Origin of the sequence: Arenibacter amylolyticus, from assembly GCF_002150785.1 — a bacterium.
GTDB lineage: Bacteria > Bacteroidota > Bacteroidia > Flavobacteriales > Flavobacteriaceae > Arenibacter > Arenibacter amylolyticus.
The window spans coordinates 25795-40608 of the sequence record NZ_MTAZ01000049.1 but is presented as its reverse complement, the minus strand read 5'-3'; the positions used below and the strand labels follow the sequence as shown (position 1 = coordinate 40608).

The 14814-nt window shown below is 39.3% G+C and carries 16 protein-coding genes; 14 read left to right on the top strand and 2 right to left on the bottom strand.

What is annotated here, in order from left to right; all coding sequences use genetic code 11:
• Nucleotides 1–4 precede the first annotated feature (4 nt).
• The 5 genes from BV214_RS14655 (at nucleotide 5) to BV214_RS14635 (ending at nucleotide 6536) form a co-directional block, all read left to right on the top strand.
• The gene (locus BV214_RS14655; RefSeq protein ID WP_086478260.1) at nucleotides 5–592 is read left to right on the top strand and encodes a Maf-like protein; all 588 of its coding nucleotides are present in this window, start codon (nucleotides 5–7) and stop codon (nucleotides 590–592) included.
• 36 nt (nucleotides 593–628) lie between these two features.
• The gene (locus BV214_RS14650) at nucleotides 629–1585 is read left to right on the top strand and encodes a septum formation inhibitor Maf (protein ID WP_086478259.1); all 957 of its coding nucleotides are present in this window, start codon (nucleotides 629–631) and stop codon (nucleotides 1583–1585) included.
• A gap of 32 nt (nucleotides 1586–1617) precedes the next feature.
• The gene (locus BV214_RS14645; protein ID WP_223883363.1) at nucleotides 1618–2142 is read left to right on the top strand and encodes a mechanosensitive ion channel domain-containing protein; all 525 of its coding nucleotides are present in this window, start codon (nucleotides 1618–1620) and stop codon (nucleotides 2140–2142) included.
• A 75-nt stretch (nucleotides 2143–2217) separates the two neighbouring features.
• On the top strand, nucleotides 2218–4731 hold the full coding sequence (locus BV214_RS14640) for a PIG-L family deacetylase (RefSeq protein WP_086478257.1): 2514 nt from the start codon (nucleotides 2218–2220) through the stop codon (nucleotides 4729–4731).
• A gap of 110 nt (nucleotides 4732–4841) precedes the next feature.
• The gene (locus BV214_RS14635) at nucleotides 4842–6536 is read left to right on the top strand and encodes a sodium:solute symporter (RefSeq protein ID WP_086478256.1); all 1695 of its coding nucleotides are present in this window, start codon (nucleotides 4842–4844) and stop codon (nucleotides 6534–6536) included.
• 102 nt (nucleotides 6537–6638) lie between these two features.
• On the opposite strand, the gene BV214_RS14630 is transcribed toward BV214_RS14635, so the two are convergent.
• Nucleotides 6639–7484 (bottom strand): DUF2911 domain-containing protein, encoded by an 846-nt coding sequence (locus BV214_RS14630; RefSeq protein WP_086478255.1) that lies wholly within the window; start codon nucleotides 7482–7484, stop codon nucleotides 6639–6641.
• A 208-nt stretch (nucleotides 7485–7692) separates the two neighbouring features.
• On the opposite strand from BV214_RS14630, the gene BV214_RS14625 reads away from it, so the two are divergent.
• The 9 genes from BV214_RS14625 (at nucleotide 7693) to BV214_RS14585 (ending at nucleotide 13787) form a co-directional block, all read left to right on the top strand.
• Nucleotides 7693–8187 (top strand): SRPBCC family protein, encoded by a 495-nt coding sequence (locus tag BV214_RS14625; protein ID WP_086478254.1) that lies wholly within the window; start codon nucleotides 7693–7695, stop codon nucleotides 8185–8187.
• 68 nt (nucleotides 8188–8255) lie between these two features.
• Nucleotides 8256–8948 carry an SDR family NAD(P)-dependent oxidoreductase gene (locus BV214_RS14620; RefSeq protein WP_086478253.1) on the top strand — a complete coding sequence of 231 codons (693 nt, stop codon included), beginning with the start codon at nucleotides 8256–8258 and terminating at the stop codon, nucleotides 8946–8948.
• Nucleotide 8949: 1 nt separating this feature from the next.
• Nucleotides 8950–10260 (top strand): cryptochrome/photolyase family protein, encoded by a 1311-nt coding sequence (locus BV214_RS14615; RefSeq protein WP_086478252.1) that lies wholly within the window; start codon nucleotides 8950–8952, stop codon nucleotides 10258–10260.
• A gap of 259 nt (nucleotides 10261–10519) precedes the next feature.
• Nucleotides 10520–10792: a GNAT family N-acetyltransferase gene (locus BV214_RS14610; protein WP_223883364.1), complete on the top strand. Its 273-nt coding sequence runs from the start codon at nucleotides 10520–10522 to the stop codon at nucleotides 10790–10792.
• A 104-nt stretch (nucleotides 10793–10896) separates the two neighbouring features.
• Nucleotides 10897–11406 (top strand): DUF3124 domain-containing protein, encoded by a 510-nt coding sequence (locus BV214_RS14605; protein ID WP_086478250.1) that lies wholly within the window; start codon nucleotides 10897–10899, stop codon nucleotides 11404–11406.
• Between the two features lie 382 nt (nucleotides 11407–11788).
• Entirely contained in the window at nucleotides 11789–12088 is a 300-nt protein-coding gene (locus BV214_RS14600; protein ID WP_086478249.1) for a hypothetical protein, read from the top strand.
• A 17-nt stretch (nucleotides 12089–12105) separates the two neighbouring features.
• A complete protein-coding gene (locus tag BV214_RS14595; protein ID WP_086478248.1) occupies nucleotides 12106–12777 on the top strand; it encodes a lysoplasmalogenase in 672 nt (223 codons plus the stop codon).
• On the top strand, nucleotides 12770–13180 hold the full coding sequence (locus BV214_RS14590; protein WP_086478247.1) for a GNAT family N-acetyltransferase: 411 nt from the start codon (nucleotides 12770–12772) through the stop codon (nucleotides 13178–13180). The genes BV214_RS14595 and BV214_RS14590 overlap by 8 nt, the downstream gene beginning before the upstream one ends.
• A 148-nt stretch (nucleotides 13181–13328) precedes the next feature.
• Nucleotides 13329–13787 (top strand): GAF domain-containing protein, encoded by a 459-nt coding sequence (locus BV214_RS14585; RefSeq protein WP_086478246.1) that lies wholly within the window; start codon nucleotides 13329–13331, stop codon nucleotides 13785–13787.
• Between the two features lie 140 nt (nucleotides 13788–13927).
• On the opposite strand, the gene BV214_RS14580 is transcribed toward BV214_RS14585, so the two are convergent.
• Nucleotides 13928–14740: a 4'-phosphopantetheinyl transferase family protein gene (locus BV214_RS14580; protein WP_086478245.1), complete on the bottom strand. Its 813-nt coding sequence runs from the start codon at nucleotides 14738–14740 to the stop codon at nucleotides 13928–13930.
• Nucleotides 14741–14814 lie beyond the last annotated feature (74 nt).

Genomic DNA, 14814 nt, shown 5'->3' with positions numbered 1-14814 from the left:
TTTTATGATAGCCGACAAATTAAAGGGTCATTCTATAGTTTTAGCATCTGCCTCTCCCAGAAGACAACAGTATTTCAAAGAAATGGGAATACCTTTTAAGGTACAGACACTTCCCGTGGAAGAGGTTTACCCCCCGCACCTTCAAGGAGAAGAGATTTCCGAATACCTGGCCGTCCTAAAAGCTTCGCAGTTTAAAGATCAACTAAGGGATAAAACAATCGTAATCACTTCGGACACGGTAGTTTGGCATAGGGGAGTCTCCCTGGCCAAACCCCAAGACCGAGAAGAGGCAATACGCATGTTACAGACTCTATCCAATGATTGGCACCAGGTGATTACCTCGGTCTGTTTTACTACCTGCAGCACGCAAAAAACAGCAACGTATAAGACGAAAGTCAAGTTTAGAAAGCTAGCCGAGGAGGAAATCCATCATTACGTGGATCACTACAAACCTTTTGACAAGGCCGGCGGGTATGGCATACAAGAATGGATCGGATTAATTGGTATAGAAGAGATACAGGGCTCCTACTCCAATGTCGTTGGCTTGCCCACCCATTTAGTCTTTAAAACGTTAATGACCATGGTAGGTTAGCTTATTTTGAATATTTTTATAACAAATCCTATTGCCATGAGATTATTATCCACACCCATTTCTTGCTGGGCAGCTACACTCCTTGTAATGGTTTCCCTATCCTCCTGTAAGGGAGAAGGTTCATCTGCAGAAGAAGGTTTTGTTGGTAAAGCTAACACTACCCCTTCACAAAGCACTGAAACCAAAAGACCACTTTCCCAGGAGTTTAAGGAATACTGGTATGCCGGAAAGGCAGAAATTACCTCCTATAAATTAGAGCAGGCTCGTTATGGGGAATTAAGGGATGGCAAAGCGGTGCTAATCTATGTAACCGAGCCTTTTTTGAAAGACAAGCAGGTTAAACCAGATCTTCCCCAGGACGACCAAATTTCCGTTTTAAAATTAAACAGCACCAAAAAGTTTCTAACGGGCATTTACCCCTACTCCATTATGAACAGCAGCTTTTATCCGGTGCACGACAATCAGCATGCAATAAAGTTAACTTCTTCCATTCAGGAATGGTGCGGACAGGTCTTTACTCAATTAAATAACAGGTTACATTATGAGGTGAATTCCTTTTCCTATTTTGAATCTGATGGGGATCAATTCTTAAAATTGGAAAAAAAACATTTGGAGAATGAAGTATGGAATAAAATCCGAATAAATCCAGAAAACCTGCCCACGGGAAAGATGGAGATGATTCCTTCATTGGAATATGTAAGATTGGCCCATAAGCAGCTCAAGGCCTACGAGGCCCAAGGCAGTCTGGAAACATTGGATGGTATAAGTACATATACCATTACCTACCCTTCCTTGGAAAGGACCCTAGCCATCCATTTTTCCAGTAATTTCCCCTATACGGTTGAAGGTTGGACTGAAACTTTTAAAAGTGGAACTGGGGACAATGCAAAAACAGCTAGGTCTACAGCCACTAAAATAAAGACCCTAAAACGGGCATATTGGCAAGAAAACAAAAATAAAGACGTAATTTTTCGCGATAGTTTAGGATTATAGCAAATATGGAGGAGACCTTTTACCTGAAGTACATGAATCAAATATTGGGCACCATTTTATGCCTAATAGTATTAATGATATTAAAATATTTTGGTGCCAAAACCATTCGCAAGATTGGCAAAATGAGCGATATCAATGAGATAAGAACTCGTTTAATCATAAAATATGTCACTATTGGTATAACTGGGGTGGGTCTGCTTGCCCTTACGCTGATCTGGGGGGTGGATTTTGAGCAAATAGGGATTGTTTTTTCCTCTGCCTTTGCAGTAATCGGAGTCGCACTATTTGCTCAATGGTCAATTTTAAGCAATATTACAGCAGGGATTATACTGTTCTTTTCTTTTCCATTTAAAATTGGGGATAGGATTCGTGTGAAGGATAAGGAAATGGAATTACCGGATGAAATTTTTATTATTGAGGATATAAGGGCTTTCCATATTCACCTAAGAAGTAAAAATGGCGAACTCTATACCTATCCCAATAACCTGATGCTTCAAAAAGCAGTGGGACTTGTAGGGACCTATGAGGACGACTTTGATAGTAGCAGCGAGCTTTAATCCTCAAAATAGTTGTTAAACAATTTTATACCAAGTTTAAATTTAATATTGAACCAACTTCAAAAACAATAATAAATGCGCTCTTTCTGGCTATTATTCACTTTAATAATACTATCAAACAAGCTTGTTTATTCCCAGACTCCACCATCCCATAGTTCGTCTGACATTTACCAGGCGCTTCAAAAACTAAATTTTTTAGGATCGGCCCTCTATGTTGCTGCGCATCCCGACGACGAAAACACCAGGCTAATATCTTACCTGTCTAACGAAATAAAGGCGAATACCGCTTACCTTTCCCTTACCCGTGGAGATGGTGGCCAGAATTTAATAGGACCGGAATTACGTGAGCTATTGGGGGTACTACGTACCGAAGAGTTATTGGCTGCAAGGCGAATAGATGGAGGTAAACAGTTTTTTACCAGAGCCAACGATTTTGGATATTCCAAACATCCCAATGAAACCCTCGAGGTATGGAACAAGGACGAGGTACTGAGCGATATTATTTGGGTTATTCGGACTTTTAAGCCAGACGTAATTATTAATCGCTTTGACCATCGCAGCCCTGGAACAACCCACGGACACCATACCTCCTCGGCCATGTTGAGTGTCTCGGCCTTTGACATGGCTGGTAACGCAGCCCACTACCCAGAACAACTAAACAAAACCAGCATTTGGCAGCCCTCAAGATTATTTTTCAATACCTCTTGGTGGTTTTACGGAAGTGAAGAGCGATTTAAAAGTGCCGATAAGTCCAATATGCTCCAAGTAGATGTTGGCACCTACTACCCACTAAGCGGATTATCTAATAATGAGATTGCGGCGCTTGCCAGCAGTCAACACCTTTGCCAAGGATTTGGAAGATTGCGCACCCGCGGAAGCGAAATGGAGTATTTAGAGCTATTAAAAGGTGAGATGCCCAGTAAGGAGTCCGACATTTTTGAGGGCATAAATACCACTTGGTCTAGGGTAGAAGGCGGTGATGCGGTGGGGAAAATCCTCTATGATCTAGAACAAAACTTCAATTTTAAGGATCCATCCACACATTTACCTCAGCTTTTAGAAGCCCATAGCGCATTGAAAAATATTAAAGATGATCATTGGAGGAACATAAAACTAAAGGAACTGGAGGAAATCATACTTTCTGTAAGCGGATTGTTTTTGGAGGCTACTGCCTCGGAGGCTAGCTCGTACCAAGGTGGGAAGATTACCGTTTCTATTGAAGCACTTAACAGAAGTAATTCCGATATCGTCCTTAAGAGCATTGCCATGCCCAACCAGCCCTCCATTGCTAAAAATATTCCTTTGAAGGAAAATAAAAAAGAGCTAATTGAAATTGGTTTACCAATATCCAACGAGGCCCCTATTACCAATCCCTACTGGTTAAATGAAAAGTGGGACTTAGGAATGTACCAAGTTAAAGACCAAGACCTTATTGGCAAACCGGAAACCCCCGCAGCCATCAATATAAACTTTGATCTGGAGTTTAATGGATACCCAGTGCGCATAGTAAAACCACTGGTATACCGATACTCTAGACCCGATAAGGGAGAGATTTACCAGCCATTCAGTATTTTACCAAAGGCCACGGCTAGTTTCAAGGATAAGGTAATCATCTTCGCGGATAGCCAACCAAAGGAAATTGCGATTTCCGTAAAAGCCCACAAGGATCATATTGAAGGGAAGGTACAGCTTCAACTAGGAAAAGGCTGGCAGGTAGACCAAGAAAGTAAACCTTTTAAAATCTCCAACAAAGGGGATCAGCAAATTGTGCGCTTCCTTTTAAGTCCTCCTACTACCAAGAGTGAAAGCTATATAACACCTATAATTCATTTAGATGGAAAGGAAGTCTCCAAAGAATTGGTAGAAATAGATTATGACCATATCCCCAAACAATCCGTTTTATTACCCGCCGAAGCCAAGGTGGTCCGTTTAAACATTATTAAAAATGGAAACAAAATAGGATATATTAGGGGTGCGGGCGATGAAATTCCCAGCAGCTTACAGCAAATTGGGTATGATGTTTCTATCATAGACCCCGCCTCCATTCGCTCCCAGTCATTACAACATTATGATGCCATTGTAGTAGGGATTAGAGCCTATAATGTAGTAGAAGAATTAAAGTTTAAACAGCGTTTCTTATTAGAGTATGTTAGGAATGGAGGCAACCTGATTATTCAATACAATACTGCCGACCGGCAGGTAACCTCCATGGAAAATCTGGCCCCTTATCCTTTGACCCTTTCCAGAAATAGGGTAACCGATGAGGAATCTGATGTTGAAATCTTAGATAAAAATCATCCGATTGTAAACTACCCAAACAAAATAACCCAGGAAGACTTTAAAGGTTGGGTACAAGAACGAGGACTTTATTTTCCAGGCCAGTGGTCTAAGGAGTTTACCCCAATCCTTTCCATGTGGGACAAGGACGAGTCACCTTTGAAAGGCAGTCTTTTGGTTGCTCCTTACGGGGAAGGATATTATGTTTATACCGGACTAAGTTTTTTCAGGGAGCTTCCGGCAGGTGTGCCCGGTGCGTACCGACTATTTACCAACATGCTATCCCTGAAGCAGGAAAAATCAAAAAAATAAGTTAAGGATGCAGGATAAATTTATTTGGAAAAAAGCGTACACATTGGTCATTGTACTCAATGCACTATATATTATCTTATTTTATTTATTAATGACCGCAAACCAATAGCATGGCAACCATAGATTGGATTATACTCGGTGGAACCTTACTTTTTATTGTTGGTTTTGGGGTTTGGAAAACACAGGGTAGTAAAAATGTAAACGATTACGTGCTAGGCGGCAAATCTGCAAAATGGTGGACCATTGGATTATCCGTTATGGCCACACAAGCGAGTGCCATCACATTCTTATCCACCCCTGGGCAAGCATATCACGATGGAATGGGCTTTGTACAGTTCTATTTTGGGCTTCCATTGGCCATGATTATTATTTGTATTGTATTTATCCCGCTTTACCACCGACTTAAAGTTTACACTGCCTATGAATTTTTGGAGAGTCGATTCGATTTAAAGACCCGGTCTTTGGCTGCCATTCTCTTCCTAATACAGCGTGGACTTGCCGCAGGTATTACCATATACGCACCTTCCATTGTCCTATCTGCTGTGTTAGGGTGGAATCTTCATACCCTAAATGTCATTATCGGTATTTTAGTAATTATTTATACCGTATCTGGGGGAACAAAAGCGGTAAGCATCACCCAAAAACAACAAATGTTTATCATAATGACCGGAATGTTTATTGCATTCTTCTTTATTTTGAGCTATTTACCAGATAATATCACCTTTAGCAAAGCCTTGAAAGTTGCTGGGGCAAGCGATAAACTAAACATATTGGATTTCAGTTTTAACACTTCTAGTAGATATACTTTCTGGAGTGGTATAACGGGAGGGTTGTTCCTTGCTCTCGCCTATTTTGGCACAGATCAAAGTCAGGTACAACGCTATCTTTCAGGTAAATCTGTACGAGAAAGCCAACTAGGGCTAATATTCAACGGAATTCTAAAAATTCCCATGCAATTCTTTATTCTTTTGGTGGGGGTGATGGTATTTGTTTTCTTTCAATACAACCATTCTCCCTTAAATTTTAATCCCGCAGCTACCAAAGCAGTGATGAATTCTCCCTACGCCAAGGAATACCAGCTCTTGGAAAAAGAGCACCTTAGGTTGGAGACAGAAAAGAGAATAGCCCAAAACAAATTTGCGGTCGCTTTGGACTTACATGAATATGACAGCACCCAGGATGCTAAGCAACAGATCATCAATATCAACAAAAAGGAAAAAATGAACCGGGAAGCGGCTAGGGCCCTAATTTCCAAGGCAGATGATAAGGCAGAGCCCACAGACAAGGATTACGTTTTTATCCATTTCATCCTTAACTATCTTCCAAAGGGATTAATTGGACTCTTGTTAGCTGTTATTTTATCGGCTGCCATGTCCTCTACTGCCTCAGAGCTAAATGCATTAGGGACTATTACGGCTTTGGATATTTATAAACGAAATAAACGGAAGGAAGCCTCCCCACAACATTATGTAAAAGCGTCTAAGTATTTTACACTTTTATGGGGGGTAATTGCCATATTGATTGCATTTTATGCCAATCTTTTTGAGAATTTAATTCAGTTGGTAAATATTATAGGATCCATATTTTACGGCAACGTACTGGGCATATTCCTAATTGCTTTCTTCTTTAAATATATAAGGGGAAATGCCGTTTTTATAGCTGCTATCATTACCCAGGTGGTAGTTATTATAGGGTTTGATAATGATTGGATGTCCTATTTATGGCTCAATGCCTTTGGATGTAGCCTCGTTATTTTACTATCCTTTATCCTTGAGAGCTTGGACCGACTATTTAAGATATCGTAAGGGAATTACCTATAATACCTCCTGTCTATCCTCCTTCCAAAATTCTTGATCTAATAAAAGCCCGCCAAGGGACGGGCTTTTATTTACTACATTTTGTATCAGTTAGTTGGCTCCCCACTCTTTTAGGGAATCTTCATTCATCTTAACGTAATCTGCATTGCCCGCCGCTTTGGAGGCAGTCAAGGATTTCTTTGCTGTTTCTATAGCTTTTTGTTTATCACCAGCCTTGGCATAGATAAGGGATTGCTGCCTTAACTGCCAAAAAGCAGGCTCCTTGGTCATGGACAATGCCTTTTCCATCCATGCCTTAGCCTGATTGATATCTTTATCCGAATTTAGGTAATACACAGCCGCTGCATAGTAATCCCCTGCACTAGGGCCATTAAGCACCATATCTATATTCTTCATTACCTTCCGCTCTGTAGGCACCTCAATTTTAACACCTACATAGGTCTTCTCCCAAAGTATGCCCAAAGTGGCCGAGTTATCCGATAAATCATCAAAACTTATGGTAAAGGTTTCTATAGGCATGGGCATTGATTGTACCGCTGCGTTCACTTTAGCAACTACCTTATTTTGATCCAAGGTAGCGGGCGCACCGTTGCCATCGGCCTCAGAATAGAAGATAACCTCCCAATTGGAAACACCGGGTTTGGTTAGGATGGCATAAGAACCTGCTTTTAGCTCCTGGTTCCCTATCATAACGTTATCACTAAAACTAATTTTTGTTCGTGCATTGGCTCCTGTCCTCCATAATTTGTCGTAGGGCACCAAATCCCCAAAAATTGTTCTTCCTCTCATGGAAGGCCTGGAATATTCCAAGGAAACATCGGTAAGCCCTACCTTCTGTACAATTGTTGCCGAAGGGCTGGGCTGTGGAGTAGCGAGTTGTGCTTGCATGCCCATGCCCATGGCTAATACTAATGTTAAAATTAAATACTTTTTCATGTTTATCTTATTTATTGAGTTCTGGCTAATTTAACATTATTTAAGCAGATATCACAGAACAATCCCCAAACTTAGTGTGTTCTCACAAGACACTCCCCCTACCCTTTTAAACAAAAAATTTCTTTCCATTTCAAGTCTAATTAAATTTGTTTAACTTATTTACCTTTTCATTAAACAATTTTTATAACTTTACATAAATAAATTATCAATGCACTATCAACTCCGTTCCAAACAAACCCTTCCCATTTCCCAGGAAAAGGCTTGGAAATTCCTTACAGACCCAAAAAATCTCAGCATTATAACTCCAGATAGCATGGGATTTCATATCTTAACAGGAGGGGAATCCCCAATGTTTCCCGGAAAAATAATACTGTATACCGTTTCTCCATTTCCAGGGTATACCACCCATTGGCTTACAGAAATAACCCACGTACAGGAAGGTGAATACTTTGTGGATGAGCAACGGGCGGGTCCTTATGCCCTATGGCATCACAAACACTTTTTAAGGGCTGTCCCCCAAGGAGTGGTAATGGAAGATATCATTGATTACAAACTCCCTTTGGGAATTTTCGGAAGAATGGTCCATCCATTTTTGGTGAAAAATCAATTAAAGAAAATCTTTGATTATAGAAATAATAAATTAATTACCCTGTTTGGGGAAGTTGAAAACCAAGCATCGTTTGTAGAATTTAAATCATTTTAACCCTTGGGTCCAGAAAATCACTCAAAGATGAGATCTAAAATTATTGCAGTTAACAAAATATAATATCCATGAAAAAGAACATGCTACTTATTGGAGGGTCTTATGGAATTGGGCAATACTTGGCCAAAAGCTTGGTGCCAGATTTTACTATGTACGTTGCCTCTAGGACAAAAGGGGATTTAGGGAGCCTGCAATTGGTGCATATTCCTTTTGATGCCACTGCGGACACCTTAGACCTAGGTTTATTGCCCCAAGAGTTACACGGGTTTGCCTATTTACCAGGAAGCATAAGCTTAAAGCCCTTTAAAAGAATAGACCTAGAAGGTTTTAAGGAGGATATGCATATCAATTTCTTTGCTATGGTTAAGGTAGTTCAACAGATTATGCCGAGGATGGCAGAAAATTCTAGTATGGTATTTTTTAGTACCGTAGCCGTAAAGAAGGGCATGCCTTTTCATACCAGTATCGCAGCATCCAAAGGAGCCATAGAAGGTTTTGCAAGGTCACTTGCAGCTGAATACGCGCCAAAAATTCGTGTTAATGTAATAGCACCTTCCTTGGTAGATAGCCCATTAGCCTCCAAATTATTGAATACCGAAGCAAAACGCAAAAACATGGCAAGCAGACACCCCTTAAAAAAAATAGGTGACACCGCGGATATCGGTAATGCCGCACAATTTCTTTTAAGCGACAAAAGTGCTTGGATAACGGGGCAGGTTATTGGTGTAGATGGCGGACTATCAACCTTAAGTACCGACTAAAATGAGCAAAGCGATAGCAATATTTTGGTTTAGGAGGGATTTGCGATTTCAAGACAATGTTGGGCTATTTGCAGCATTGGAAAGTTCCCTCCCAGTGCTGCCTATATTTATTTTTGACCCAGAAATCCTGGATAAACTTCCCAAAAAAGATCCTCGTGTTTCCTTTATTTATGATCAACTTCAACGCATGCGCTCACAACTTCAGGAGGATTATGGTTCCTCCCTGGCTATTTATCACGGTAGGCCCAAGGACATTTTCCATAAATTAGTTCAAGAACATGAGGTAAAGCACGTTTACACCAACCGGGACTATGAACCTTATGCCCTGAACCGGGATAATGAAATAAAGGGTTTTCTCACTGAAAACAACATTAATTTTAGCACCTATAAAGATCAGGTGATTTTTGAAAAGGACGAAATTGTAAAATCTGACGGAGACCCATACCTAGTATATACACCTTACAAGAATAAATGGTTGTTTAAATTTAATAATGACGAACATTTGCAACCCAGTGCATCGGAAGATAGTTTAAAGAATTTTATGCAGCACAGCAGACTGCCCAATTTATCACTGTCCGATATAGGTTTTGAAGTCTCAACAGTTAAAATTCCCGATTACACTCTTACTTCCAACCTAATTAGTAAGTATGAGGATACCAGAAACTACCCTGCCATCAAAAACGGTACCTCCAGACTGGGTCCTCATTTACGATTCGGAACCGTTTCTATTCGCAGCATTGTAAAAAAGGCAATTTCATCGGAAAATGAAGTTTTTATGAGTGAATTGATTTGGCGCGAATTTTTTATGCAAATTTTATGGCATTATCCAAATACCGTTACAGATGCCTTTAAACCTAAGTACGACCGAATTGAGTGGCGCAATAATGAAAAGGAATTTGAAAAATGGAAGAAAGGTGAAACGGGTTACGCATTAATCGATGCCGGGATGCGACAATTAAATGCTACCGGTTATATGCACAACCGGGTACGCATGTTGGTAGCCAGTTTTCTATGTAAGCACCTTCTAATAGACTGGCGATGGGGGGAAGCGTATTTTGCGGAAAAATTACTGGATTATGAAATGAGCTCCAATGTAGGGAATTGGCAATGGGCCGCTGGAAGCGGTGTGGATGCCGCACCATATTTTCGAATTTTTAACCCTATGACCCAAGCAGATAAATTTGACAAGGAGGGTAAATACACAGAAAAATGGGTTCCGAATATTGCGGATCCAAGCTATCCCGATAAAATGGTAGACCACAAAGAAGCTCGTGAAAGGTGCCTAAGAGTATACAAGTCGGCCTTGAGTTAACGCCTTGTGTAGACGAATGGGAAAAGGGATTCCCAAAGTCATCTATTTTAAGGGCATTTAAAATTTGATTAGCTAGTTGGAAAATTCATTTTAGTTCCCATTAATTTGTTATATTTAAACAGATGTCCCATGGCATTGTGTTATATGAGGCCGAAAACCTAAAAGAATTCTGGAAGCACTGGATATGATTAGTACTTTTAAAAGTAGGTTGAATAAAATGGGAAAGCTTTTGGCCCAGTTTTGGTAAAAATATATGTCTATGCCCTATAATTTAGTGGTCAACGAAAAAGACCAACAATACGAGTTTCATGTTGCTGGTTCAGTAGCAAAAATTGAGTTTAAAAGAAAAGAGAATAAAATTTACCTTATCCACACCGAGGTGCCCCAAGAATTAGGAGGTAAAGGAATTGCCTCTGCCCTGGTAAAAGCAGTTTTGGAGGATATAGAAAAGAAAAACTTGACCTTGATACCCAAATGTCCGTTTGTTGCGGGCTACTTGGAAAGGCATCCTGAGTGGAAAAGACTGACCTAACCCCGTTGATTGCCCGAACTTTATAAGCAATACCAACTTACCTAAATTAACACCCGTCTTTTCGGAAAAGCCATTAAAAATATAGATAGTTGAAAACATTTACAATGAAAAGAATATTATGGGTGATGCTATTTGCATCGATTTTCGGGATAAGTTGCACCGAGGAAAAGAAAATAAGTCATATAGATCCTGTCAACTGGAGTAATCGCTATACTACCCTACCCAAAAATGATACTTTATTGAAAGGTAGCTCCTATCTTTCCATTTACTCCTCCATTTACGACGGTACGGAAAAGGCCCTTCACCACTTAACCGCAACTGCGAGCATGCGGAATGTAAGTATATCCGACACAGTATTTCTTTTAAAAGCATCTTATTATGATACGCAGGGAAACCTTATACGCACTTATTTTGACAAGCCAATTTTCCTAAAACCATTGGAAACAATTGAAATAGTAATAGATCAGGATGATAAATATGGAGGCACCGGAGCCAATTTCATTTTCGATTGGGCGGTTCATCCAAACGATCATGAACCTATTTTTGAAGCGGTCATGATATCTACAACGGGGCAGCAAGGAATTTCGTTTACAACCCACGGAATAAAATTATAGCTAGTCTATACCATACTTATACCCCCTGACTCCACTACCGTACTACATAGCTTTCATTATTGAGACCTATATACTTGATTGGACTAGCATAAACCATTTAAATATATATATTTGTATAAAGCTGCTCCTAGAAATGGGGGTCTGTCAATAATAAAGGAAGGACTAAAGTTCACAATGAATTTGGGCATTCCATGCCAAACTAAATTTTAAAATCCTATAATAAACCAACATCCCTGAGCTAATTTTAAGAGTAATTACCATGTAAGATAAAAAAGTTCCATTGGGCTTGGGGAAGGTAGATTTTGATCCATACCATCCCTAAAAAAAATGATAGTATAGGTTAGGTTTATAATTTTTTAATTAAATTTAAATACGCTGTGGTATGAATTTTATCTATAGTATTCCAGAACATATCTTTGAAACTATTGGTATAGTAGCTGGTTTATGTGCCTGTTTGGTTATCGCAATTCAAGTTTATAAGGAATATAGATTTAAAGGACCCAGTAGCCTGTCTAACGGATTTATCTTTGGCTGGGTTGTAATATACCTGTTTTGGTGTTTTTATGGTATTAGGTTCAATGCCATCGCACTATGGCTCACCAATGGAATTGCCATTTTATTACAGCTAACACTCTGTTTTATTGTAATTAAAAAACGTAGAATGTACCCATCTAATCCATAAAAACCTCCCCACCGCATATGAACTTTAAGTCCATATACTTCTTACTCGGTTATGTTTTTATTGTCTTTCTAGACCTTCTATTTGGCTATTTAAATTTTCATGAATATAGGCTTCTAACTAAACCGCTGATCGTTATTTCATTGATGATTCACTTTGGATTACACGGAAAGCATCTGCCCAAAAAAACATTTCAATTTACGATTCTGGCCTTGTTCTTTTCCTTAATTGGTGATATTATTTTGCTTTTTGAACTTCGTTCACCTTCATTATTCACCCTGGGATTAACTGCATTTTTATTGGCTCATTTAAGTTATAGTGTTGTTTTTACGAGTCAGCGAAATCTTAGTTATACCAGAGAATATTGGATAATACTTACCGCCATAGTTAGCTTTGGGGTTGCCATTTTTTTAATGGTGATGGAAAACTTGGGAGATTTTATGGTTCCCGTGATTATTTATATAATAGCGATTTTGGTAATGGCCATAACGTCCTCTAACCGTAAAGCAGAAGTTGGTATGAAAAGTTACTCGCTGGTATTATTGGGAGCTATCTTCTTTATTATTTCAGATAGCATCTTGGCCATCAATAAATTTAACACTCCGGTACCAATGGCCAATTTCTGGATAATGAGCACCTATGCCGCCTCTCAGTACCTAATAGTCAATGGCCTATTGGCTAGTAATGAATAAAAAGATACGACAAATACCTGCTGAGGAAACCTATGCCCTTAGGCAAAGGGTTATGTGGCCCCAAAAGCCACTTACCTTTATAATACTGCCAAATGACGCCCATGGAATTCATTACGGACTTTATGTGGATGAGGTTTTAGTCTCTGTGGTCTCCCTATTTATCGAGAATAAGATTGCACAGTTCCGAAAATTGGCAACCGATCAAAAAGAACAGCAAAAAGGCTATGGCAGCATGCTTCTCACCCATCTTTTAAATTGTGCGGAAGATTATAAGGTTAATAAAATATGGTGCAATGCCCGATTGGACAAGCAAGATTTCTATAAGAAATTTGGTTTCTCACCAACCAATACCCGTTTTAACAAAGCGGGACAAGATTATGTGATTATGGAAAAATATTTCTAAGTACGTTGGTGATAGCCCAATCCTCTGATAACTACTGTCCCAGGGAAATAGTTTAAATCTGTATAAAAAGTGGATTGGCAGGTATGAAATGAATTCGGTAAATTTGAACATTGATCTATTTTAAACGCAGATAAAACAACAGAATGCAATGTCTAACACCGTCGTAACCCCACTCTTGTCTACAAAACCCATAAATTGGGAAGAGGTATTATCTACTATCATTGCAGCCTATGGTTGCACTACAGGGACCATTCATTTCATAGAGGAAGACCCGTCCCTACTCCACCTAAAAGCACAGCAGGGAATTCCGTCTTTTTTGGTACCCAAACTTTCAAAAATACCTGTAGGAAAAGGAATGGCTGGTATTGCAGCCCAGCGCAGGAAGCCGGTGGAAATGTGTAATCTTCAAACGGACGATTCTGGGGTGGCGCGTCCTGCCGCCAAAGAGACAAAGGTAGAAGGGTCTATTGCCGTTCCCTTATTAAAGGAAAATAAGTTATTCGGCACCTTGGGGATTGCAAAACCAGTACCGTACGACTTTACGGAGGAGGAGATTACTACTCTTATGGCGATTGGTGAAGAAATCTGTGATTATGTAGGGGAGTAATGCCTAAGTTTTATTCAAATCTGTTTATCTTAACGAAGATTAAGATTTTAATTAAATGAATAGCAAAACCGCGTATAACTTATAGCTTGCCATACCAGAAAAAAATACTGTGATAGAAAATTTTATTATTATTTCTTAAATTATTGGCGATCGTTTGGATGTCTTTCTTCACAAAGAAGCAATTCCTTGAATTTATCCCATCTGTAATATTTAATATTTTCAATGTTAGAGTGGACAGAAATCGCTCCCATGTAATTGGTGTCCGGTACAAATGAAAACATTTTCCATTTCTCTTTTTCAGATGGATCCCATTTTGTTTCTAGCAATACAGCATTCTTATCGCCATCAAGGGTAACAGAAAATGAATCTAATGGAAGGGAAAGCCCTTCTCCAATTGCTTTTAAAAAGGATTCTTTCCGAGTCCAACAACGAAAAAACGCCTTTTTCTGGTCAGCTTGGGGGATTGCGCCAAGTGCATTGACTTCCATTTCTGAGAAATAATTTTCAGCTATTTCCATTACATCAAAATTGGTCTTTATCTTTTCAATATCAACTCCTATAGCTCCCTGTTTACAAAAAGCCAGCACAACCCGGCAACCTGAGTGGGAAATATTAAATTTCAATCTGTTTTCCCCATAGAGATATGGCTTACCAAATGGGCCATATTTAATCTCTATTTGAGAAGGAGTTTTGTTAAGGTAAAATGCAGACAACATTCTCAAAACTGAGCGAGCAGTTATAAACATATTTTTATCTTTAATAAACTTATACTTTTCTGCCCTTATTTTTTCGCACGCATTTAACATTTCATAATAACGACTATCTATTCTAGCTGAAGCATCAATATACCATATATGTACAGCCCCTGATTCTAAACTAGCAAGATCCAATGATTTACCCCCTATCATATTGGTGATTAATTTAAATGGCCCCAATCCGAAACCCTTGTTCATATGCCTATGTAATTCAAATAAATCCCAGATATATCAACCTGAGGCAGCTTAATATGTTTCTATTGCATTTCATG